This window comes from Pseudorhodoferax aquiterrae, assembly GCF_014652235.1.
Lineage (GTDB): Bacteria > Pseudomonadota > Gammaproteobacteria > Burkholderiales > Burkholderiaceae_C > Pseudorhodoferax > Pseudorhodoferax aquiterrae.
Window position 1 is genome coordinate 42,610 of record NZ_BMYK01000006.1, and the last position, 20,995, is coordinate 63,604.

At 70.3% G+C, this 20,995-nt stretch carries 20 protein-coding genes; 3 read left to right on the forward strand and 17 right to left on the reverse strand.

The window, feature by feature from the left end; translation table 11 throughout:
* Positions 1-290: 290 nt before the first annotated feature.
* The 5 genes from IE209_RS12050 to IE209_RS12070 all read right to left on the reverse strand — a co-directional run bounded on the left by IE209_RS12050 (position 291) and on the right by IE209_RS12070 (position 5,478).
* Entirely contained in the window at positions 291-1,394 is a 1,104-nt protein-coding gene (locus IE209_RS12050) for an ABC transporter permease (RefSeq protein ID WP_189687201.1), read from the reverse strand.
* Positions 1,387-2,904 carry an ABC transporter ATP-binding protein gene (locus IE209_RS12055; protein ID WP_189687202.1) on the reverse strand — a complete coding sequence of 506 codons (1,518 nt, stop codon included), beginning with the start codon at positions 2,902-2,904 and terminating at the stop codon, positions 1,387-1,389. The genes IE209_RS12050 and IE209_RS12055 overlap by 8 nt, the downstream gene beginning before the upstream one ends.
* 71 nt (positions 2,905-2,975) lie before the next feature.
* The gene (locus IE209_RS12060; protein ID WP_189687203.1) at positions 2,976-4,067 is read right to left on the reverse strand and encodes a BMP family ABC transporter substrate-binding protein; all 1,092 of its coding nucleotides are present in this window, start codon (positions 4,065-4,067) and stop codon (positions 2,976-2,978) included.
* A gap of 14 nt (positions 4,068-4,081) precedes the next feature.
* The gene (locus IE209_RS12065) at positions 4,082-4,474 is read right to left on the reverse strand and encodes a VOC family protein (RefSeq protein ID WP_189687204.1); all 393 of its coding nucleotides are present in this window, start codon (positions 4,472-4,474) and stop codon (positions 4,082-4,084) included.
* Positions 4,471-5,478, reverse strand: coding sequence for an isopenicillin N synthase family dioxygenase (locus tag IE209_RS12070; protein WP_189687205.1), 1,008 nt, complete (start codon positions 5,476-5,478; stop codon positions 4,471-4,473). The genes IE209_RS12065 and IE209_RS12070 overlap by 4 nt, the downstream gene beginning before the upstream one ends.
* A 188-nt stretch (positions 5,479-5,666) precedes the next feature.
* Here IE209_RS12070 and rutR point away from each other — a divergent pair, with 188 nt between their 5' ends.
* On the forward strand, positions 5,667-6,407 hold the full coding sequence (rutR, locus tag IE209_RS12075; protein ID WP_189687206.1) for an HTH-type transcriptional regulator RutR: 741 nt from the start codon (positions 5,667-5,669) through the stop codon (positions 6,405-6,407).
* A gap of 6 nt (positions 6,408-6,413) precedes the next feature.
* Here rutR and rutF read toward each other — a convergent pair whose 3' ends face one another.
* The 11 genes from rutF to IE209_RS12130 form a co-directional block, all read right to left on the reverse strand.
* Positions 6,414-6,914: an NADH-dependent FMN reductase RutF gene (gene rutF / locus IE209_RS12080; RefSeq protein WP_189687207.1), complete on the reverse strand. Its 501-nt coding sequence runs from the start codon at positions 6,912-6,914 to the stop codon at positions 6,414-6,416.
* A gap of 31 nt (positions 6,915-6,945) precedes the next feature.
* Entirely contained in the window at positions 6,946-7,536 is a 591-nt protein-coding gene (locus IE209_RS12085) for a malonic semialdehyde reductase (RefSeq protein ID WP_189687208.1), read from the reverse strand.
* On the reverse strand, positions 7,533-8,324 hold the full coding sequence (gene rutD, locus IE209_RS12090) for a pyrimidine utilization protein D (RefSeq protein WP_189687209.1): 792 nt from the start codon (positions 8,322-8,324) through the stop codon (positions 7,533-7,535). Before rutD ends, IE209_RS12085 begins: the two co-directional genes overlap by 4 nt.
* A gap of 5 nt (positions 8,325-8,329) precedes the next feature.
* Positions 8,330-8,722 carry a pyrimidine utilization protein C gene (gene rutC, locus IE209_RS12095; RefSeq protein WP_189687210.1) on the reverse strand — a complete coding sequence of 131 codons (393 nt, stop codon included), beginning with the start codon at positions 8,720-8,722 and terminating at the stop codon, positions 8,330-8,332.
* 25 nt (positions 8,723-8,747) lie between these two features.
* Positions 8,748-9,488 (reverse strand): pyrimidine utilization protein B, encoded by a 741-nt coding sequence (rutB, locus tag IE209_RS12100; RefSeq protein ID WP_229882820.1) that lies wholly within the window; start codon positions 9,486-9,488, stop codon positions 8,748-8,750.
* Complete coding sequence (gene rutA / locus IE209_RS12105; RefSeq protein WP_189687211.1) at positions 9,485-10,600, reverse strand: pyrimidine utilization protein A; 1,116 nt, start codon at positions 10,598-10,600, stop codon at positions 9,485-9,487. Before rutA ends, rutB begins: the two co-directional genes overlap by 4 nt.
* 224 nt (positions 10,601-10,824) lie before the next feature.
* Positions 10,825-12,945 (reverse strand): alpha/beta hydrolase domain-containing protein, encoded by a 2,121-nt coding sequence (locus IE209_RS12110; protein WP_189687212.1) that lies wholly within the window; start codon positions 12,943-12,945, stop codon positions 10,825-10,827.
* A 22-nt stretch (positions 12,946-12,967) separates the two neighbouring features.
* Complete coding sequence (locus IE209_RS12115; protein ID WP_189687213.1) at positions 12,968-14,578, reverse strand: tannase/feruloyl esterase family alpha/beta hydrolase; 1,611 nt, start codon at positions 14,576-14,578, stop codon at positions 12,968-12,970.
* Between the two features lie 138 nt (positions 14,579-14,716).
* Positions 14,717-15,703, reverse strand: a complete 987-nt coding sequence (locus IE209_RS12120; RefSeq protein ID WP_189687214.1) for a Bug family tripartite tricarboxylate transporter substrate binding protein — start codon at positions 15,701-15,703, stop codon at positions 14,717-14,719.
* A 30-nt stretch (positions 15,704-15,733) separates the two neighbouring features.
* On the reverse strand, positions 15,734-16,099 hold the full coding sequence (locus tag IE209_RS12125; protein WP_189687215.1) for an AtuA-related protein: 366 nt from the start codon (positions 16,097-16,099) through the stop codon (positions 15,734-15,736).
* Positions 16,096-17,457: an acyclic terpene utilization AtuA family protein gene (locus IE209_RS12130; protein WP_229882821.1), complete on the reverse strand. Its 1,362-nt coding sequence runs from the start codon at positions 17,455-17,457 to the stop codon at positions 16,096-16,098. The genes IE209_RS12125 and IE209_RS12130 overlap by 4 nt, the downstream gene beginning before the upstream one ends.
* Before the next feature lie 86 nt (positions 17,458-17,543).
* Between IE209_RS12130 and IE209_RS12135 the strand changes: the two genes are divergently transcribed.
* A complete protein-coding gene (locus IE209_RS12135; RefSeq protein ID WP_189687217.1) occupies positions 17,544-18,509 on the forward strand; it encodes a LysR family transcriptional regulator in 966 nt (321 codons plus the stop codon).
* On the opposite strand, the gene alr is transcribed toward IE209_RS12135, so the two are convergent.
* Positions 18,445-19,560: an alanine racemase gene (gene alr / locus IE209_RS12140; RefSeq protein WP_189687218.1), complete on the reverse strand. Its 1,116-nt coding sequence runs from the start codon at positions 19,558-19,560 to the stop codon at positions 18,445-18,447. The genes IE209_RS12135 and alr overlap by 65 nt on opposite strands.
* A gap of 149 nt (positions 19,561-19,709) precedes the next feature.
* Here alr and lplT point away from each other — a divergent pair, with 149 nt between their 5' ends.
* On the forward strand, positions 19,710-20,990 hold the full coding sequence (gene lplT, locus IE209_RS12145; RefSeq protein WP_189687219.1) for a lysophospholipid transporter LplT: 1,281 nt from the start codon (positions 19,710-19,712) through the stop codon (positions 20,988-20,990).
* Positions 20,991-20,995 lie beyond the last annotated feature (5 nt).

Consider the following 20,995-nt stretch of genomic DNA (forward strand, 5'->3'; position numbering starts at 1 on the left):
GTAGGCAAAAGAAGGCGACCCCGGTGCCCCTGTCCCTCCGCTTCGCTCCGGGCAACCTGCGGTGCTCACGCCATGGGCTGCATTGCGCAACTCGCTTCGTTCACTGCGTTCACTTCGCTCAAACAAGCGCAATGAGTCAGTCATTGATGCGCAAGGTGCCCTTGCGCAGCCCATGGCGCTGCGCTCCTCGGCAGGGGCACAGGGGATCAAGCTATTCGGGCCATCGCTGCGCTCGGCCTGGCGTTCGGGCCATTGCTTCGCTCGGCCTTGGTGCGCCGTCTTGGAATATGTCATTGCATGCGCCGCAGGCGATGGCGGATGAAGAAGTCCGACGAGGCCACGCTGATGACCACGATGGCCTGGATTAGCTGCACCATGGCGAACGGGATCTGGTAGAAGACCTGCAGGCTGCGGCCGGCCACGAACAGCAGGGCGATCAGCACGGCCACCAGCGTGGCCGCCACCGGATGGTTGCGCGCGAGAAAGGCGATCAGGATGCCCGAGAAGCCGTAGCCGTGGTGGAAGGCCTGCGTGAGCCGCCCCTCCTGCCCCGCCGCGACGAGGAAGCCCGCGACGCCGGCCAGCGCGCCCGACACCAGCACCGCTGCCAGCACCATGCGCGCCACGGGCACGCCGGCCGCGTCGGCCATGGTCGGGTTGGCATGCACGAAGCGCAGGTACAGCCCGGCACGGCTCGCGTTGACGAACCACCAGGCCAGCACCATGGCCGCCAGCGCCAGCGCCACGGCCGCGCCCGAGGGACCGAGGAACTCCGGCAGCCGCTCGAAGGCGCGGAACTGCGGTGAATGCGGAAAGGCGCTCTGCGGATCCTTCCAGGCACCGTACAGCAGGTGCAGCAGGAAGTTGCCAGCCACGTAGTTCAGCATCAGCGTGGCGATGATCTCGTTGACGCCCAGCCTGAGCTTGAGCAGCGCCGGCCCCAGCGCCCACAGCAGGCCGCAGCCTGCCGCCACGGCCAGCATGAGCGGCAGGCGCACACCGGGCGGGCCGAGTTCGAAGATCGACACGGCCGTGGCGCCGATGGCGCCCCAGAACATCTGGCCTTCCAGCCCCAGGTTCCAGAAACGCGCCCGGAACGCGATGGACGCGGCCAGGCCCACCATGATCATGGGCGCGGCCTGGAACAGCACGGCCTGCAGGCTTTGCGCATCGAACACGGTGGCGACGACGAACTCCTGGAACAGCTCGTCCGCCGGCACGCCGGCCGCGACCAGGATGGCGCCCGAGATGGCCAGGCCGACCAGCACCGCGAGCGCCAGCACCAGGGCCTGCTGCGGCCAGGGCATCTGCTGACGGATCTCCAGCGTGTAGCGGCGGCTGGCCAGGGGCTCGAAGCGGCGCGCGGCCGGCGTGGGGAGAACGGTGTCAGTCATGGTGGGTCATCGCTTGACCGACGGATTGGCGGTCGGCGGGTGCGTCGAACTCGGCCACGATGCGCCCGCGCGCCATCACGCCGATGCGGTCGGCCAGCGCCAGCACCTCGTCCAGGTCTTCGCTGATCAGCAGCACGGCAGCACCCGCGTCGCGCGCGGCACGCAGCCGCGCATGCACCTGGGCGCTGGCGCGCACGTCCAGCCCGCGGCTGGGGCTGTGCGCGAGCACCAGCCGCGGCTGGCGGCCGAATTCGCGCGCGATCACGAGCTTTTGCGCATTGCCGCCGGACAGCAGCGCGGCCTTCTGCGCGACCGAGCGCACGCCCAGCACGTCGAAGGCGGCAACGGCTTCGCGTGCGTCCGCTGCCATGCGGCGCTGGCGCAGCCAGGCGAAGGGGCCGTAGCGGCCGGATGGCACCTGGCCGATGCCGAAGTTCTCGGCCACCGACAGCTGGCCGGCCAGCGCCTGGCCGTAGCGGTCGGCCGGGATCGCGGCGATGCGCAGCGCGTGGCGCGCCGAGGGCGGCACGCGCGTAAGGTCCACGTCCTGCAGGCGCAGTTCGCCGGCCAGGCCACCAACCAGGCCCATGATGGCGCCGGCGAGTTCACCCTGGCCGTTGCCGCCGACACCGGCGATGCCATAGATCTCGCCGGCGTGCACGGTGAGGTCCACGCCATCGAGCGCGCGATGCGCTCCGCCGGGGCCCGTGGCCAGGCCGCGCGCCACCAGCATGGGCGCGCCGCGGGTGCGCGTTCCGGCCTGCGCCGCAGGTGCCGGCACGCCCTCGCCCACCGTCAGCCGCACGAGCTCGGCCACCGGCGTGGCGGCGGGGTCCACGGTGGCCACGGTGCGGCCGGCGCGCATCACGGTCACGCGGTCGGCATAGGCCTTCACGTCGGCCATCTTGTGCGTGACCAGCACCACGGCCGCGCCCTGGCGCGACAGCGCGCGTACGGTTCCCAGCAGGTTCGCGGCCTCCTGGTCGGTCAGCACCGCCGTGGGCTCGTCCAGGATCAGGATGCGCGCGCCGGCCAGCAGCACCTTCAGGATCTCCACGCGCTGCTGCTCGGCGATGGACAGGCTGTCCACGCGCGCCTGCGGGTCGATCGCGAAGCCCAGCGCCTGGGCCTGCGCGCGCACGCGCTGCGCCACCTCGGCCAGCCGCTGCCGGTAGCCCTGCGGCGGATCGGGCTCGGCCAGGCCCAGCAGGATGTTCTCGGCCACCGTGAAGGGCCGCACCAGCTTGAAGTGCTGGTGCACCATGCCGATCCCGTGGTGCGCCGCATCGCGCGGGCCCTGCAATCGCACGGGGTTGTCGTCCACCAGCAGCTCGCCCGCCTCGGGCCGGTACAGGCCCGCGGCGATGTTCATGAGCGAGGATTTGCCGGCACCGTTCTCGCCGAGCAGGGCGTGCACCTCGCCCCAGCGCACGGTGACGTGCGCGTCGTTCAGGGCGAGGAAGCCGTCGAAGCTCTTGCGGATGCCGGTCAGGGCCAGCGCATTGCTCATGTGCACCCTTCGGCCTGCGGCCTGTCCCGCCAAGCGGGAGCGCGCTTGCTTGGGGCGGCCCGGCGCTGCGCTCATTTTTGGGTCGTGACGCCCTTGACGAACCAGTCCATCTTCCAGAGGTCCGCGTCGGATAGCACCTGGCCGGCAGCCACGCGTTCCTTGCCGTCGCGGTCGGCCAGCGGGCCGGCGTAGATCTGCTTGCCCTTCATGAGCGCATCGCGCTCGGCCTGGATCAGCTTGACCTTGTCGGCCGGCACGGCCGCGCCGAAACCGGCGATGTCGGTGCCGCCCGCGCTCATGGGGATGAAGGCGCCGTACGGCGCGGGCTTCCAGCCGCCCGCAATGACCTTCTTGAGTTCGGTCACGAGGAACTTGTCCCAGACCCAGACCGAGGAGCACAGCGTGGCCTTGGGCGCGAACTGGCGCAGGTCGCGGTGGTGGCCGGTGCCGTAGACACCGCGCTCCTGCGCAACGATCTGCGGCGTGGGGCTGTCCACGTGCTGGCCGATCACGTCGGCGCCCTGGTCGATCAGTGCAGAGGCCGCGGCACGCTCCTTGACCGGGTCGTTCCAGGTGCCGGTGTAGATCACGTTGACCGTGGCGGCCGGGTTCATCTTCTGCGCGCCCAGCGCGAAGGCGTTGATGGTCCAGTTCACCACGCCGAAGGGGTTGGCCGCGACGAAGCCCAGCTTGCCGCTCTTGGAGGCCGCGCCGGCCGCCATGCCGCACAGGTACTGGCTCTCGTAGGTGCGGCCGTAGAAGGACTCGAGGTTGGGGCCGTTGGTGGTGCCCGACGCGTTCAGGAAGGCCACCGTCGGGTGCTTGGCCGCGAGGTCCTTGAACGCGTCGGAGTGGCCGAAGGCGGTGCCGATCACGATGTTGGCGCCACGCGAGATGAAGCGTTCGGCGGCCGGCTTGATGACCGAGGCGTCTTCGGTGATGTTCTCGACGAACTGGATCTTCTGGCCCAGCTCCTTCTCGATCTTCACGCGGGCCTCGTCGAAGGCCTGGGTCCAGCCGCCGTCGTTCTTGGGGCCGTAGTACAGCATGGCGATGACGGGCTTGCCCTTGAGCGTGAAGCCCTCCTGGGCAGACGCGACGGTGGGCACGGCGGCGGCGGCCGCGAGGCCCAGCGCGGTGAAGGAGAACAGGGTGCGCAGCATGGGAGCAGGTCCTTTCAGGACATCATGAAGTTGATTCGGAACACATTGCCCTCGGGGTCGAGCAGCACCGCCTGGTACCAGTCGTAGTAGGTCACGTAGGGCGGCTTGACCAGCGTGGCGCCGGCCGCGACCGCGATGGGCACCATGCGGTCCACCTCGGCCTGGCTGTCCACGTCGATGTTGAGCAGGAACTTGATGCCGCGCGTGTCCGAAAAGTCGGAGAGCTGCAGCAGTTCGTAGGCGTCCAGCGCGTTGAAGCCGAGGCTGGACTTGCCCGTGTCCAGGCCGCGGAAGATCGGCGAGCGGATGGCCTCGATCTCGGCAAAGCCGAACACGCGCTGGTAGAAGCCGCTCAGCGCGACCACGTCCCTGGCGAAGACGTTGACGTACGAGAGGTGCGCCGTCATGCCGTCGCCTTGGTGCCGCCGAAGGTGGTCTGCTTGACGAACTTGGACGTGAGGTGGTCGCCCGAGGTGACGGGCGCGTACCTGGCCACGGCGCCCGGCGCCAGGCAGCTCGGCAGGCATTCGACCAGCGTGTCGTAGTTGGGCTGGTGGAAGAACACCAGCGACTGGCGGCGCTGGTTCTTCATGCTGTCGTCGAACGGCGGGTTGACCACGCGGTGCAGCGTGGAGATCCACTCGTCGTTGGTCCATTGCATCATGAGGTCGCCGATGTTGACGACCAGGCTGCCTTCCACTTGCGGCACGTCGACCCACTGGCCGGCCTTGTTGAAGACCTGCAGGCCCGGGCCGTCGGGCAGCACCACGGTGAGGCTGCCGTAGTCGCTGTGCGCGCCGGCGCGCATCTGGCCCGGCAGCGGCGGCTCGGTCTGCGCCGGGTAGCTCAGCACGCGGAACATGCTGATGTGCTTGTCGATCTTGTCGTCGAAGAAGGTCTCGGGCAGTTGCAAGCCGACCGCGAACATGCACATGAGTTCGCGCGCGAGCCCGCTCATCGCGGCGAAGTATTCCTCGTACGCCGCCTGGAAGCCGGGCACGCCCACGGGCCAGGCGTTGGGCTCGAAGTGCGCGCCTGCCGCGGGGCCGCGGTGGTAGTCGTCGTCGGGCACGCCGCTGGGGCCGATCGAGAACGACTCCTTGAGGTCGCCCGGCGCGGCCTCCTCCAGGCTGTAGGACAAGCCCTCCTCGCCCACCGCGCTGTAGCCGCGCACGGCATCGTCGCGCGGCCGGTCCACCTTGCGCTTCTCGGCCAGCGGCAAGGCGAAGAAGGCGCGCGAGGCCTCGGACACGCGGCGGATCAGCGCCGGGTCGATCCGGTGGTGCGTGATGACCAGGAAGCCGATGCCGCGGCAGGCCTCGTCGACGGCGCGGGCCACTGCGGCCTTGCCCTCGGGCGTGCCCGAGAACCAGGGTTGCAGATCGATCACGGGAACATTCAGCGTGGGCATGGGGGCTCCGGAGGAACGTGCGATCCGGTGCCGCTTGCAACGTCCATGCCACTTGGACCAGTTGGACAAATCGGCTTGCGCGACCCTGCCGCGCACCGCGTCCGCGCTGGGCTGGTGCGCGCGCGCGCCGCGCTGGTGCAGACGGCGCGCATGCTTCATGCATCATCGGAGCCCTGAGAGATCCGCCCATGCCCGCATCGCCCGCACGCAAGACCAGCAGCACGCCCCGCAGGAAGACCAGCCCACGCGCCACGCCGGCGGTTGCCCAGCGGGTGGCGCGCAAGCCGCCGCAAGCGGCCAGCAAGCAACGCGGCCGCAAGATCGAGGACAAGCGCAGCGTGATCCTCTCCGCCGCGCTGGGCCTGTTCTCGCGCTTCGGCCTGCATGGCACCACGGTCGACCAGGTGGCCGCGCGCGCCGAGGTCTCCAAGAGCAACCTGCTCTACCACTTCGCCAACAAGGAAGAGCTCTACGTCTCGGTGCTGCGCGAGCTGCTGCAGGTCTGGCTGGAGCCCTTGCGCGGCTTCGCCGCCGAGCAGGATCCACGCACGGCGATCGCCGGCTACATCCGCAACAAGCTGGCCCTCTCGCGCGACCGGCCCGATGCCTCGCGCCTGTTCTGCCTGGAGATGGTGCAGGGCGCGCCGCTGCTGCGCGACGCGCTCGCGCGCGAGCTGCGCGACCTGGTGGAACGCAAGTCCGAGGTCATCCGCGCCTGGGTGGCCGATGGCCGGCTCGCGCCGGTGGAGCCGCACCACCTGGTGTTCGCGCTGTGGGCCGTGACCCAGCACTACGCCGACTTCGCGGTGCAGGTGGAGGCCCTGACCGGGCGCACGCTGGCTGATGCCGACTTCTTCGAAGAGACGGTGCGCAACCTGCAGGCCATCGTGCTCGACGGCATCGCGCGCAGGCCCGGCGGCGCGGCCTGACCGGTCTCAGGCTGCGAGCAGGTCGTGGTAGCGGCGGTCGAAGTAGACCAGGCCCTGCGCCTTGTCGGCGCTGCGGATGGCGACGGCCTCGCAGAACAGCACGTCGTGCGTGCCGACCGCGGTGCTGCGCACCACGCGGCAGTCGAAGGAAACGGCCGCGGCCTCCAGCACCGGCGCGCCCGTGGCCAAGGCGCTCCAGCGGCTGGCCGCGAAGCGCTCGTCCATCGGCGTCTTGCCGCCGAACAGGGCCGACAGCGCCTGCTGGCCCGCCGCGAGCACGTTCACGCACAGCACCCCGTTGGCCTGGAACGCGGCGTAGACCGAGGCCTTGCGGTTCAGGCAGACGAGCAGCGTGGGCGGCTCGTCGGTCACGCTGCAGACGGCCGAGGCCGTGAAGCCGGCGCGGCCACCGGGGCCGTCGGTCGTGATGATGTTGACGGCGGCGCCCAGGCGCGCCATCGCGTCGCGGTAGTCGCTGCGCGGCACGGCGATCGGGGTCTGCTGCATGGCGGCTCCTTCCGGCCCTATCAGGCCCTGGTCAGACGAATTGGCAGGCTTCCTCGAAGTCCAGCCGCGGCAGACGGCCGAACAGCTTGGATGCGTCGCCATGCCCCAGGTTGACCAGGAGGTTGGTGGTCCAGGTCGTGCCTTTGAGGAAGGCGGCATCGACCTGCGCCTTGTCGAAGCCGGACATCGGGCCGGCGTCCAGGCCGAGCGCGCGCGCGGCCAGGATCAGGTAGCCGGCCTGCAGCGAGGCGTTGCGCAATGCGGTCTCGTGCGCGGCGGCCGGGCTGCCCGTGAACCAGCTCTTCGCATCCGCATGCGGGAACAGGCGCGGCAGCTGCTCGTAGAAGGCCGTGTCCCAGGCCACGACCACGGTGACGGGCGCGGCCATGGTCTTGTCCAGGTTGCCCTTGGACAGGGCGGGTGCGAGCCTGGCCTTGCCTTCGGGCGTGCGTACGAAGACGAAGCGCGCGGGCGCGCAGTTGGCCGAGGTCGGCCCCATGCGCACCAAGTCGTAGAGCTGGCGCAGCAAGGCGTCGGAGACGGGTTCGTCGGTCCAGCCGTTGTGCGAGCGGGCGTCGAGGAACAGCGCGGCCAGGGCGGCCGCATCGAGGGAAGAACTCATGGTGTGGTGTGCTGCGCCAGGAAGGCCAGCAGCGCGGTGTTGAAGTCTTCGGACCGGGTCACGCTGTGCGCGTGGCCGCCGTGCGGCAGGCGGTGCAGTTCGGCGCGCGGCAGGCCCGCGGCCAGGCGCTGCGAGCAGGTCCAGGGCACGAGCGCGTCGTCCTGCGCGGCGCTGACCCAGACCGGCACATCGATGCGTGCGAGCTGTGCATCGATGTCGAAGGCGCGCAGCGCAGCGATGCGCGCGCGCATGGTGTCGGCGCCCGGAAAGTGGGCGACGGCATGGTCGACCTCGGCCTGCACGCGCGCGGGGTGCGCGGCGCACCAGTCGGCCGGGTACAGGAAGATGGGCTGGGCCTCGCAGTAGGCGCGCGCGCCGCCGGCGGCCAGCAGCGCGAGCCGCGCGTCGAAGCAGCGCGCCGAATGCGGATTGGGCTGCGACCAGGCGTTGACGAGCGCCAGGCTGGCCACGCGGCCCGGCGCGTCCAATGCCAGCTGCAGGCCGACCAGGCCGCCCAGCGCGTGGCCGACCAGGTGGCAGCGCGCGGTCTGCGTCGCGTCCAGCAGCTCGCGCACGTCGCCGGCCATGTGGGCGATGCTGTAGGGCGTGGGCAGCGTGCCGCCCGTGCGCCCGGTGCCGCGCTGGTCGTAGGCGATCACGCGCCAGCCGGCCGCGACCAGGGCCTCGGTCTGCGGCTTCCAGAAGGCGGCCGCGCCGCCCAGGCCGGAGGACAGCAGCACGGTGGGGGCACCGGCCGGGCCGTGGACGTCGTGCGCGACAACGGCCATCGCGCTCAAGCCTTCTTGCCGACGTGGGCGACGGTGGCGATTTCCACGAGAGCGTCCGGCTTCACGAGCCCACACTGGATGCAGTAGCGCGCCGGCTTGCTGCCCGGGAAGAACTCGGCATAGACCGCGTTGATGGCGCCGTAGTTGGCCCAGTCCGTCAGGAAGATGTGGTTCATGGTCACGTCGGCCATGGTGCCGCCGGCCGCCTCGACCACGCCCTGGATGGTGGTGAGCACATGGCGGGTCTGCGCGGCCGCGTCACCGACGTGGACCACGTTGTTCTGCTTGTCAAAGGGCAGCGTGCCGGAGACGTACAGGATGCCGTCGGCCAGCGTGCCGGGCACGTAGGGGGCGAGCGGCACGCCGGTGCCGGGGGGGATCACTGCGGTTTGGGGCATGGAAAACTCCTGTGGAAAAAAGGGATCAGCCGGCCAGGGTGGCGCAGAAGGCGTCGACGCTGGCGACCCAGCCGAAGAAGGTCTGCACGTTGTAGACCACGCCCTGCTGGATCTCGGCGGAGCCCAGCTGGTGCGTGGCCTCTTCGAGCAGCACGGCGAAGTACTCGAGGTGGAAGGCGTCGCGCAGCGTGGACTCCACGCACACGTTGGTGGCGATGCCGGTGAAGGCGAGGTTGCGGATGCCGCGGGCGCGCAGGGTGCTGTCCAGCTGGCTGTTGAAGAAGCCGCTGTAGCGCGTCTTGGGCACGACGATGTCGCCGGGGGCGGGCTGCAGCGCTTCGACGAGTTCGTAGTCCCAGCCGCCCCTGGCCAGGAACTTGCCGGCCAGCTCGGGCTTGGCACGCATGGTCTTGAGCGCGTTGGACTTGTAGTAGTTGGGCGAGCCGGGGCCGCCGGCCTCTACGTACTGCGCGTCCCAGCCGTTCTGCAGGAACACCACGAGCACGCCGGCCTGGCGCGCGGCCGCGATGCAGCGCGCGATGCTGGCGATGGTGCCCTGCGCGCCCGAGATGTCGAAACCGGCCGAGTCCACGTAGCCGCCCAGCGAAGCGTAGGCGTTCTGCATGTCGACCACGATGAGCGCGGTGTTGCACGCTTGCAGCAGCAGCGGCTCGGGCCGCGCCGGCAGCACCAGGGCCGGCGGCGCGCCGGCCGGCGCGGGGATGCCGACCGGCGTGGTCGAGCTCAGGGTCTGGTTGGTCTTCATGCGGCCTCCTGCAGCGCGACCACGCGCGACGGCACCGGGCTGTCGGCATCGACACGGCTGACCATCAGCGGCTGGATGTGCTCGCCGAAATCGCGCACACCCTGCACGAAGTCGTCGAAGGTCAGCAACACGCCCTCGGTGCCGGGCACCGTGGCCACCTCGTCCAGCATGCGCGCCACGCTGGCGAAGGAGCCCACCAGCGTGCCCATGTTGATGTTGACGGCCGAGGTCGGATCGGCCATCTGGCGCACGTTGGTGTCGGCGCCGGATTTGGTGTCGGCCGCGCCCTGCTCGCCCAGCCAGGCGATGGCCTCCTGGTCGGCGCCGGCCTTGTAGTGCTCCCACTTGGCGCGGGCCGCCTCGTCGGTCTCGGCGGCGATGACCATCATCAGCACGTAGGACTTGACGTGGTGGCGGCCGGTCTTCTTCGTCGCCTCGATCAGCTTGTCGGCCGCGGGCTTGAAGGCCGTGGGCGTGTTGACGCCCTTGCCGAAGCAGAAGTTGTAGTCGGCGTACCGGGCCGAGAAGGCCATGCCCGCATCGCTCTGGCCCGCGCAGATGACCTTCATGGCGGCCTGCGGGCGCGGGCTCAGGCGGCAGTCGTCCATCTGGAAGTGCTCGCCCTTGAAGTCGGACTTCCCGGTGCCCCACAGGTCGCGCAGCACCTGGATGTACTCGGACAGGTACGCGTAGCGTGTGCCGAAGAACTGGTCGCCGGGCCACATGCCCATCTGCGCGTACTCGGGACGCTGCCAGCCGGTCACGAGGTTCAGGCCGAAGCGGCCGTTCGAGATGGAGTCGATGGTGGAGGCCATGCGCGCCACGATGGCCGGCGGCATGACGAGCGAGGCCGCGGTGGCGAACAGCTGGATCTTGCTGGTGACGGCCGCCAGGCCCGCCATGAGCGTGAACGACTCCAGGTTGTGGTCCCAGAACTCGGTCTTGCCGCCGAAGCCGCGCAGCTTGATCATGGACAGCGCGAAGTCCATGCCGTAGCGCTCGGCCGAGAGCGTGATCTCTTTGTTCAGTTCGAACGACGGCTTGTACTGCGGAGCGTTCTCCGACAGCAGCCAGCCGTTGTTGCCGATGGGGATGAAGACGCCGACTTTCATGGATGGCCTCGCGATGTGTTGGCACGCGGACCACCCTGGTCCGCGTCACCCGCCGCTCCATGCAGCGTTCATGCCAGTCTGTTTATCTTCATCGATTCAATAACTTACAAGAACCTGTGCAAAACTTTTTGACCAAATGGTTCAGTTTGGCGCAGACCGGCGGCGCCGGCATCTCAAGCTGGTGCATGGCGTGCGCGCCCGCGGTGCGCACGCCGGTGCGCCATTCAGGGCAACACCGCCGCTGCCTGGGCCTGCTGGATGCGCAGGTCCGCATCGCGCTGCAGCAGCAGGCGCTCGGCCACCAGCTGGTTGGCGGCCGTGGTCACCGCCGCCACGTAGCCGGCCTGCGTGCCGTACAGCGACTCGAGCGAAGGCCGCGTGTCGCCGGCTGCGATGCGCGCCGCCTCGGTGGTGTGGAACGGGATGAAGCTGCCCGTGAGGTTGGACAGGTCGACGATGCCCGGCGTGGCCACGTAATTGAACTCGATGCTGGTGCCCAGCGGCGCGCGCGCCTCCACGCTCTTGATGCCGGCGCGGGTCAGGCCCGTGGTCGGGTCCACCTGCGGCACGAGGATCGCGTAGTCGCGGCCCGTGTAGTAGGGCGGCAGCAGCGTGGCGATGCCCGATTCGTCCTGCGGGATGTACTGCGGCCCGAAGTCGAACAGCGGGAAGCCGTTGTAGCGCGCGAGGTAGTTGAAATCGGGGATCGCGGTGGCCGTGCCGGACACGGGCCAGCTCAGGCCCTTCATGGTCGGGAACACCAGTTGGTCCGGCCGCGCCAGCGTGCCGTCGGCGAGCTTGGGCACCTGGCTGGCCGGGGGCTCGGTGCCGCGCACCACCCAGTCCTCCAGCGCGACGAACAGCGCGCGGAAGGTGTCGTTGAAGTGCACCACGGTGCCGGCCGGGTAGACGTTGCGCGTGGGCGCGTAGGCGATGCTGGCCGTGCCGCCGCTGCCGCCGTGCTGGGTGCTGGCGTAGTAGTAGATGCGCGCGTTGTCGGGCTGGGCCAGATCGCGCAGGCCGTAGGCGTCGGTCAGCACGGGCGAGCCCTGCAGCTGCCAGAACTCCGTGCCCGACAGGCCCAGGAAGAACCTGGGGCAGGTGTTGCTGGCCACGCAGCGCTTCATCACGCCGCCCTGGCGCCCGCTCACGTCGTCCAGGTAGTCGGCCGCCAGGCCGCGCGGTGCGGTCTGGCCGAAGGCCGTGTGGTCGGTGCGCAGCCCGCCGCCACCGCCCGGCACGGCGAAGCGCGTGTTGATGTTGGTCTGGCGCGCCGCCACGTGGGCGTATAGGCCGTCGAACACCTTGCCGCCGTCCAGCGCCTGGTTGAAGCCCAGGTGCAGGAAGGTCTTCATGGCATTGCCCGACTGCGAGGTGCCCTGGCCGATGGTGTGCGTGATGCGGCCGGCCAGCGGGTTGGCCGTGCCGGCACTGTCCACCTGGGCCTTGCGGAAGAAGCTCACCGTGTCACGCAGCGCGGCCAGGCCCACGCCCATGACCTTGGGGTCCTTGGCCACGTAGACCAGCTCGTACAGGTACTTGGGATCGAAGCCGCCCTTGAGGCAGACCTTGCTGCCGTCGGGCGTGCCCGGGAAGGCGTTGGCGGCGCTGCAGTCGGCGAACTTCCAGTCGCTGGCCGGGATCAGCTGGCGCGCATCGGTCTCGTTGACGCGGCGCGTGAGCGAGTAGCCGGGCAAGGTGTTGTCCAGGCTGGCGGGCGCGTACGGAATCATGCTGCCGTTGAACACGCCGCCGGGCAGCGCCATGACGGGCGTGGCGGCCGAGGGCACGAGCTCGCTGCGGTAGGTGCCCGTGATGCTGCTGCCGTCTGCGTTCTTCGCCACGGGCACCGTGGCCGTGAGCCGGGCGGCGTTGCTCTTGGGCACGTCGCCCTGCCAGGCCGAATACAGCACCACGTAGCCGCGCTCCAGGTAGACGGCGTCGCTGGGCGTGGCCGCGGGGTTCAGCATCGTGAGGATGTTGCCGCGGTTGGGCGCGTCGTAGCGCAGCACGCCGCTGGCCTTGGCCATGTCCTTGGGCTTGAGCAGCACGAACTCGGCGCTGTACTCGACCATGCCGCGCGCGTTGACGGGCGCCAGCGCGAGATCCTGGATCACGGCGTTCTTGGGGTCCTTGGGGTCGACCTCGCCGCTGATGCTGCCGGTCAGCTTCTCGTAGGCGCCCACGCTGCCGTAGCTGCCGGGGAAGTCCTCGGTGGCGGTGATGCTGAGCTTGAGCTGCGGGGTCGCCGCGGGCGGCGCTGGCGTGTCGTCGTTGTCGCTGCCGCCGCAGGCGGCGAGCAGAGCAGCGGCCAGCAGGGCCGAGGGGATGGCGGTGTGTCTCATGGCTTGTCTCCGTGCGCAAATGTCATTGGCAGCTGAAGTTGGCTGCGTCGTCGGTGCTGCCGCTGCCCTTGTAGACGGCGGTCCTGGGGTGGACGCACAGCGGTCGCGTGCGCACCACGTTGCCGCCGCTCAGGCGCGCGGCCACGATGCTGTCGGGTGCCCGGCCCTGTTCGACCCAGCGGTCCAGCGCCATCAGCAGGTCGTTGTCGGCCGTGGGGTTGGGCACCTGGCCGCCGCTGTTGCCGAAAGTGGTGGCGCCGCTGCCGCCGCTGCAGTGGCCCATGCCCGGCACGAGGAACAGGCGGTAGAACTTTTCCATCTCGGCCTGCGTGCCCTGGGCCGCCTTCACGCGCTCGGCATAGGCGATGGTGTCGACCGGGTTGACCACTGCGTCCTGCCAGCCCTGGAACACGATGGCCTTGGCGCCGGCCGCCTTGAAGGCCGACAGATCGGCGCTGGTCTGGTCGACCAGCGGGCTGACGCGCGCGTCGGCGTAGGCGATGTCGCGGTCGTAGTCGAAGGTCCACCAGTCCCACTGCGGGTTGGCGAAGACCCACAGGCGCCAGTAGTCGGCGCGCACGGGCTCGGCCCCACCCCAGTAGCCGGACCAGCCCGATTCCGTGCCCACGGGCAGGCCCGGGTAGATCTGCGCGCCGGTGCGCGGGTTCTTCGGGCCGGCGTAGATCTTCTGCGCCACGGCCACCTGGTCGGCCGTCAGGCAGTCGGCGGCGTCGGCGCCAGTGCATTGCAGGTTGGCCACGTCGAACCTGTCGCTGGTGCAGGCCAGCGGGTTCTCCACCACGCCGTCGCTCACGCCGTCCAGGCCGTCGCAGGCGGCCACCGCGCGCTGTGTGATCAGGTTGGCCTTGGCGGCGGTGAGGATCACCGGGCCGCTGGTGCCCGGTGCGCGGTTGGAGAGGTAGCGGTGCAGGAACTCGACGTTGAGCCGCGTGCGGTTGTTGCCGGGCGCGCCGGCGATCACGCCGTCGAAGTCTGTCGGGTAACGCTGCATCTGCGCGTAGCCCTGGTGCCCGCCGGTGGAGCAGCCGTAGTAGTAGGCCCGGCTGGGCGCCTGGGCGCGCAGGCCCTCGACCAGCGTGCGCGAGGGCGCCGTGATGGCATGGATGGAGCGCGTGCCCCAGTCGCGGATCTTCTCGGGATGGTCCACGCCCCAGAACATCTCGTTCGGGTCGGCGGACTGGTGGCCCGTGTCGCCGCCGACGACGGCATAACCCTGGCGCATGGCGTAGGCCATGTCGCCCGTGCTCAGCGCGGGGCTGTAGCCGCCGTTGCCGGTGACGACCAGCTTGCCGTTCCAGGCAGTGCCTTCGGGCACCCAGATCTCGAAGTTGATGAGCGAGTCGCTGCTGGGCGTGGCCTGGGCTGTGATGCGGCAAAAGGCCGGCAGGTTGGCGATGGGCCGCCCGCCCGCGGGGGTGTAGCTGCCCGCGGCCACGGGCGCGGCGCCGGTCACGGTGGCACCGGCCAGTTGCACGCTCGCCAGTGCCGCGGGCTCGCAGCTCCTGGGTGTGGCCACCGGGGTCTCGGGGGCGTCGTCTCCGCCGCCGCCGCAGGCGGCGAGCATGGACAGGGCGGCGCAGCCGACCAGGCCGCGCAGGAAGATGGGATGCATGCTGTGTCTCCTCGTTGTCGTCCGGGCATGGCTGCGCCCTGCACTGCGCTGCCGTGCACCCGTTCTGCTGGCGAAAGTGGGGCCGAGTGGTTTCTTGGCGCCCCAAGGCAGGCCGGCCGCCTGGCCGGCCGGTGTGGCTTACTCGGGCTCGATGCCCGCCGCCTTGATCACGCGGCCCCACTTGGCCGTCTCTTCGGCCTGGAACTTGGCCAGGCCCTCGGGCGTGGTGGTCCAGGCGGTGGAACCGCTGCCGTCGAAGAAGGTCTTGGCGCCGGCGCTCTGCACGGCCTTGGCCAGCAGCGCGTTCAGGCGCGCGACCACGGCGGGCGGCGTACCGGCCGGCGCGTAGGCCGCGAACCAGTAGCCCATGTCGTAGCCCTTGACGCCCGCCTCGGCGATGGTCGGCACCTCGGGCAGCAGCGGGTTGCGCTCGACGGTGGAGATGCCCAGCGCCTTGAGCTTGCCGCCCTTGACCTGCGGCACGCCCGTGGAGGTGTCGGTGATCATGAAGTCGATCTGCCCGCCCATGAGGTCGGTGATCGCATTGGGGTTGCTCTTGTAGGGCACGTGCAGGATGTCGGTGCCCGAGAGCTGCTTGAACATCTCGCCGGCCATGCGGCTGGACGAGCTGCCGCTGCCGAAGCTGAGCTTGCCCGGCGTCTTCCTGGCCGCGGCCACGAGGTCTGCGACGTTCTTGTACGGTGCGTCCGGACGCACCACGAGCACCTGGCCGCCCTTGCCCAGACCGGTGATAGGCGCGAAATCCTTCACCGGGTCGTAGCTGAGCTTCTTGTACAGGTGCTCGTTGGCCGCGTGCGTGGTGTTGGTGGTGATCAGCACGGTGTAGCCGTCGGCCGGCGCGCGCGCCACCTGGCTGGCGGCGATCTGGCCGCTGGCCCCGCCCTTGTTGTCCACGACCACGGGTTGCTTGGTCTGGTCGGTGACGGACTGGCCCAGCGCCCGCGCGATCTGGTCGGTCGCGCTGCCGGCCGCGAACGGCACGACGAACGTGATGGGCTTGTTCGGGAAGTCCTGCGCGGCCGCCGCCAGGGGCAGCAGCCCACCGGCCGTGAGGGCCAGGGCGGCGGCGAGCCAGGTGCGGCGGGGTCGGAAGCGTTCGTTCATCGGTCTTGTCTCCTGGGGATGGCGGGTTGGTCAGTGGGATGGGTCGGGCGGCGGGCCGGCCAGCAGCGGCGCAAGCGCCTCCGGCACCTGGATGGGCAGCTCCAGCAGCAGGAAGGACAGCGCCTTGCCGTGGCTGTCCAGGTTCAGCGCATCGTTGACGCCGCCGTCCAGCACCTCGTCGAGCACGAAGTTCATGGCCTGCAGCCGCGGCAGCAGGTGGCGCGTGACACGGGTGGGCCTGCGGTGCGCGAACTGGGCGGCGACCGCCGCCTCGGTGACCTGCTCGACGAGCAGCGGCCACAGCGCCGGGTGCCAGGCGATCACGCTGATGTTGGAGCGGTTGCCCTTGTCGCCGGTGCGTCCGTGGGCGGCGCGGTAGAGCGGGACGGTGGTCATGTCAGGGCCTCGATGAAGCGAAAGGAGGTGGGCGCCTGTTCGCGCGGCAGCACGCAGGACACCGTGCCCAGGCGCTGGCGCAGCCCGGTGCGCACGCCGCCGCCGCCAGCCGGGCCGCAGCAGTACAGGGCCGTGACCTCGCGCGCCAGCCGCTCGGCGCTGGCGCGCTCGCGGTGGTTCATCGCCACGCGCAGGCGCACGTCCTGCGCGCCGCGGTCGGGCAGGCCGTCCAGCCAGGCACCGCCATCGTCGGCGAAGACGCTGGCCACGCCGATCAGGTCGGCGCGCAGCGTGCCCAGGCCGGCCAGGCGCTCGCGCAGGATCTGCGCAGCGAGCCGGGCCCGGCCCTCGGCGCGTGCGCCCGCGTAAGAGATCTCGCCTTCGGCCAGCCAGCCCGTGGCGTGGCAGACGTTGACCTTGAGCGAGGCCGGCCGGGCATGGCCACGCACGCCGGTCAGGCGCACACGGTCGGGGCCGATCTCCGCCACCTCGGCCTCGGTGATGTCGGCCACCACGTCGGGGGTCAGGTAGGCGGCCGGGTCATGCACCTCGTAGAGCAGCTGTTCCTTGACGGTGTGCGCGTCGATGCGTCCGCCCGTGCCGGCGGGCTTGGTGATGGTGCAGTTCCCGTCGGCATCGATCTCGGCGATGGGATAGCCCAGCGTGGCCATGCCGGGGATGTCCTTGTAGCCCGGGTCGGCGTAGTAGCCACCCGTGACCTGGGTGCCGCATTCCAGCAGGTGGCCGGCCATGGTGGCGCGGGCCAGGCGCGTCCAGTCGTTGCGCGCCCAGCCGAAGTGGGCCAGCGCCGGGCCCACGGCCAGCGAGGGGTCGGCCACGCGGCCGCAGACCACGATCTCGGCGCCGGCCAGCAGCGCGTCGGCGATGGCCTCGGCACCCTGGTAGGCGTTGGCCGAGACCAGGTCCAGGCCGTCGAGCACGGGGCCCAGCGCCGCCTGCAGCAGCGGGCGGTGGGCGGGGCCGGAGACATCGTCGCCCTCCACGATGGCGACGCGCGGCGCCGGCAGGCCGAGTTCGCGCGCCAGCGCATGGATGCGGTGTGCCGCAGCGGCCGGGTTGGCCGCACCGAAGTTGCTGACGATGCGCACGCCATGGGCCAGGCAGTCGGCCAGCACGGGCCGCAGCAGCTCAGGCAGCAGCGGTTCGTAGCCCGCCTCGGGGTCGGCGCGGCGCGCCAGCTGGGCCAGTGCCAGCGTGCGCTCGGCCAGGGTCTCGAAGATCAGGAAGGCGGGACCACCGGCGGCGACGAGCGCCTGCACGACCGGCGCGGCCGCGTCGGTGCGGTCGCCCGAGAAGCCGGCCGCGCAGCCGATGCGCAGGATGTTCTTCTGGTCCACGTGTCTCCTTGTCTGTTCCCGGCAATGTAGAGTCCGGCCCTTCATCTGTGAATTCGAAAGTTCGGATCAATTCATCTGTAAATCCAATGAATCAGCCGGCTCGCTCCAACGTCTCCATGCGCCAGCTGCAGGCCTTCGTGGCGCTGGCCGATCTGCGCAGCTTCACGCGCGCAGCTGCGCAATGCCATCTGTCGCAGCCGGCCTTCAGCGCGCTGATCGGCCAGCTCGAGACCGCCCTGGGCCTGCGCCTGTTCGACCGCAGCACGCGCCATGTGGCGCCCACGCCCGAGGGGCTGGAGTTCGAGGCCTCGGCGCGGCGCGTGCTGGCCGAGTTCGACGCGGCGCTGGCCGGCGTCTCGGAGCAGCGCGCGCTGCGGCGCGGCCGCGTGTCGATCGCGCTGCTGCCCTCGCTGGCGGCCGGCTGGCTGCCGGGCATCCTGCGCGACTACCGTGCGGCGCATCCTGGCGTGGAGATCGCCGTGGCCGACGTGCTGTCCGAACCCTGCGTGGAGCTCGTGCGCCAGGGCCAGGCCGACTTCGCGCTCGCGGCCGTGCGCGCCGACACGCAGGAGCTGCGCGCCGAGCCCTTTTGCAGCGACGACTTCCACCTGGTGTGCCCGGCCGAGCACCCGCTCGCGCGGCTGCGCGAGATCCGCCCGCGCGACGTGGCGGCCTACCCCTTCGTGCACATGGCCCGCAACTCCAGCGTGCGCCAGTACCTGGATGCCGCGCTGCACCCCTTGCAGATGCAGACGCTCATGGAGGTCGACCAGCTCGCCACCGCCATGGGCATGGTGCGCGCCGGCCTGGGCGTGAGCATGATGCCGGCGCTGACGCTGTTCCACTTCGCCCAACCCGGCCTCGTGACGCGGCCGCTGGTCTGGAGCGGCCTCAAGCGCCGCATCTACCTCGTGCGCCGGCGCGAGCGCAGCCTGTCGCTGGCCGCGCAGGCCCTGTACGAGCGGGTCAAGAGCAGCCCGCCCGATCTCACGAAGACGCTGGCGGCTCCTCGGCGACCACGACCGGCACGCGCGGCGCCAGCGCGCACATGAGCTCGTAGCCCACGGTGCCGGCCGCGAAGGCCACCTCGTCGACGGGCAGCACCGCGCCGCTCCCCGCACGGCCCCAGAGCGTGACCTCGCTGCCCAGGCCGGCCTGCGGCACGGGCGTGAGATCCACCGTCACCATGTCCATGCTGACGCGGCCGACCAGGCGCGTGCGCACCCCGTCGACCAGCACCGGCGTGCCCGTGCCGCAGTGGCGCGGATAGCCGTCGGCATAGCCGCAGGCCACGACGCCAATGCGCATGGGGGTGTCAGCGACGAAGCTGGAGCCATAGCCCACGCTGTCGCCGGGCAGCAGGTCCTGCAGGCCGATGACCTTGGAGGCCAGCGTCATGGCGGGCTGCAGTTCCCAGTGCGCGGCATTGAAGACCGGGTGGTCGGGCGCGCCGCCGTAGACCGCGATGCCAGGACGCACCCAGTCGCCGCGCACGCCGGCGGTGTCGATGTGGCGCAGCGTGGCAGCGCTGTTGGCCACGCTGCGTTCGCCCGGCAGGTCGCGCGTGGCCTCTTCGAAGAGGGCCATCTGCGCGGCGATGCCCTTGGCGCCGTCGGCGTCGCTGAAGTGCGTCATCAGCGAGATCTCCTCGACCTGCGGCAGCGCATCGAGCCGCATCCAGGCCGTGCGGAAGCTGGCCGGCGCGAAGCCCAACCGGTTCATGCCCGAGTTGAGCTTCAAGAACACGCGGTGCCCCTGCTGGGTCTTGTGCGCCGCGAGCCAGTCGATCTGGGCTTCGCAGTGCACGGCATGCCACAGGTTCAGCCGCGAGCACAGCTCCAGGTCGCGTGGCTCGAACACACCTTCGAGCAGCAGGACGGGGCCGCGCCAACCCAGCGCGCGCACGCGCTCGGCCTCGGCCAGGTCCAGCAGCGCGAAGCCGTCGGCACCGCGCAGGGCTTCGAACACGCGCTCGATGCCATGGCCGTAGGCATTGGCCTTGACCACGGCCCAGACCTTGGCGTCGCCCGCAGCGCGGCGCGCACGCTGCAGGTTGTGGCGCAGTGCAGCATGGTGGATCGTGGCCTGGATGGGACGGGGCATGGCAGCAATGGCGGCGGTGTGCAACCGCGCAACGGTGGCAAGGACTTGAAGAATTCTCGCATTGGCCCCGTGATATAACCGCCGGCCACTAGAACACACAAGCTCTTATCACTTTGCATCAGCTCAACTGATCGCCCCCACGACATGCGATGAAGCGCGGTTTTTTCACCATCATGTCGGCCCAGTTCTTTTCGTCGCTGGCCGACAACGCGATCTTCATTGCCGCGATCGAGCTGCTGCGCGCCAGCGGTGCGCCCGACTGGCAGCGCGCCGCCCTGGTGCCGATGTTCGCGCTGTTCTACGTGGTGCTCGCGCCCTTCGTGGGCGCCTTCGCCGACGCCTTGCCCAAGGGCCGGGTGATGTTCGTGAGCAATGCGATCAAGGTGGTCGGTTGCCTCATGATGCTGTTCGGCAGCCACCCGCTCATGGCCTACGCCATCGTGGGCCTGGGCGCCGCGGCCTACTCGCCCGCCAAGTACGGCATCCTGACCGAGCTGCTGCCACCGTCCCAACTCGTCAAGGCCAATGGCTGGATCGAAGGCCTGACCATCGGCTCCATCATCCTCGGCGTGCTGCTGGGGGGGCAGCTGGTCGGCCATGCCATCTCCGACCGTCTGCTGTCGATCGACCTGCCGTTCGTGGACACCGGCATCGACACGCCGGCCGAAGCCGCGATCGCAGTGCTGGTCTTCATCTACGCGCTCGCGGCCTGGATCAACACCCGCATTCCCGATACCGGCGTGCCGATGCGCCCCATGCCGCGCAACCCGCTGGCGCTGCTGCCGGACTTCTGGCGCTGCAACTCGCGGCTGTGGAACGACCGGCTCGGCCAGATCTCGCTGGCCACCACCACGCTGTTCTGGGGCGTCTCGGGCAATCTGCGCTACATCGTGCTGGCCTGGGCCGCCGCCGCGCTGGGCTACAGCACCACGCAGGCCTCGTCGCTGGTGGGCGTGGTGGCCATCGGCACGGCGGCCGGCGCGGTGATCGCCTCCATGCGCATGAAGCTGGACATGGCCACGCGCGTGATGCCGCTGGGCATCGGCATGGGCCTGCTCGTGATCGGCATGAACTTCATCGACAACGTCTGGGTGGCCGCGCCGTTCCTGATCCTCTTGGGCGGACTGGGCGGCTTCCTGGTGGTGCCCATGAACGCGCTGCTGCAGCACCGCGGCCACAACCTCATGGGCGCCGGCCGCTCGATTGCCGTGCAGAACTTCAACGAACAGGCCTGCATCCTGGGCCTGGGCGCGTTCTACAGCCTGTCGACGGGGCTGGGCCTGTCGGCCTTCGGCGCGATCACGGCCTTCGGCATCGTGGTGGCCGGCTTCATGTTCGTGATCCAGCGCTGGCACCAGCACAACTGCCGCGTGCACACCGACGAAGTCGAACACCTGCTCGAAATCGCCCGCAACGACCACACGCATTGAGGGAG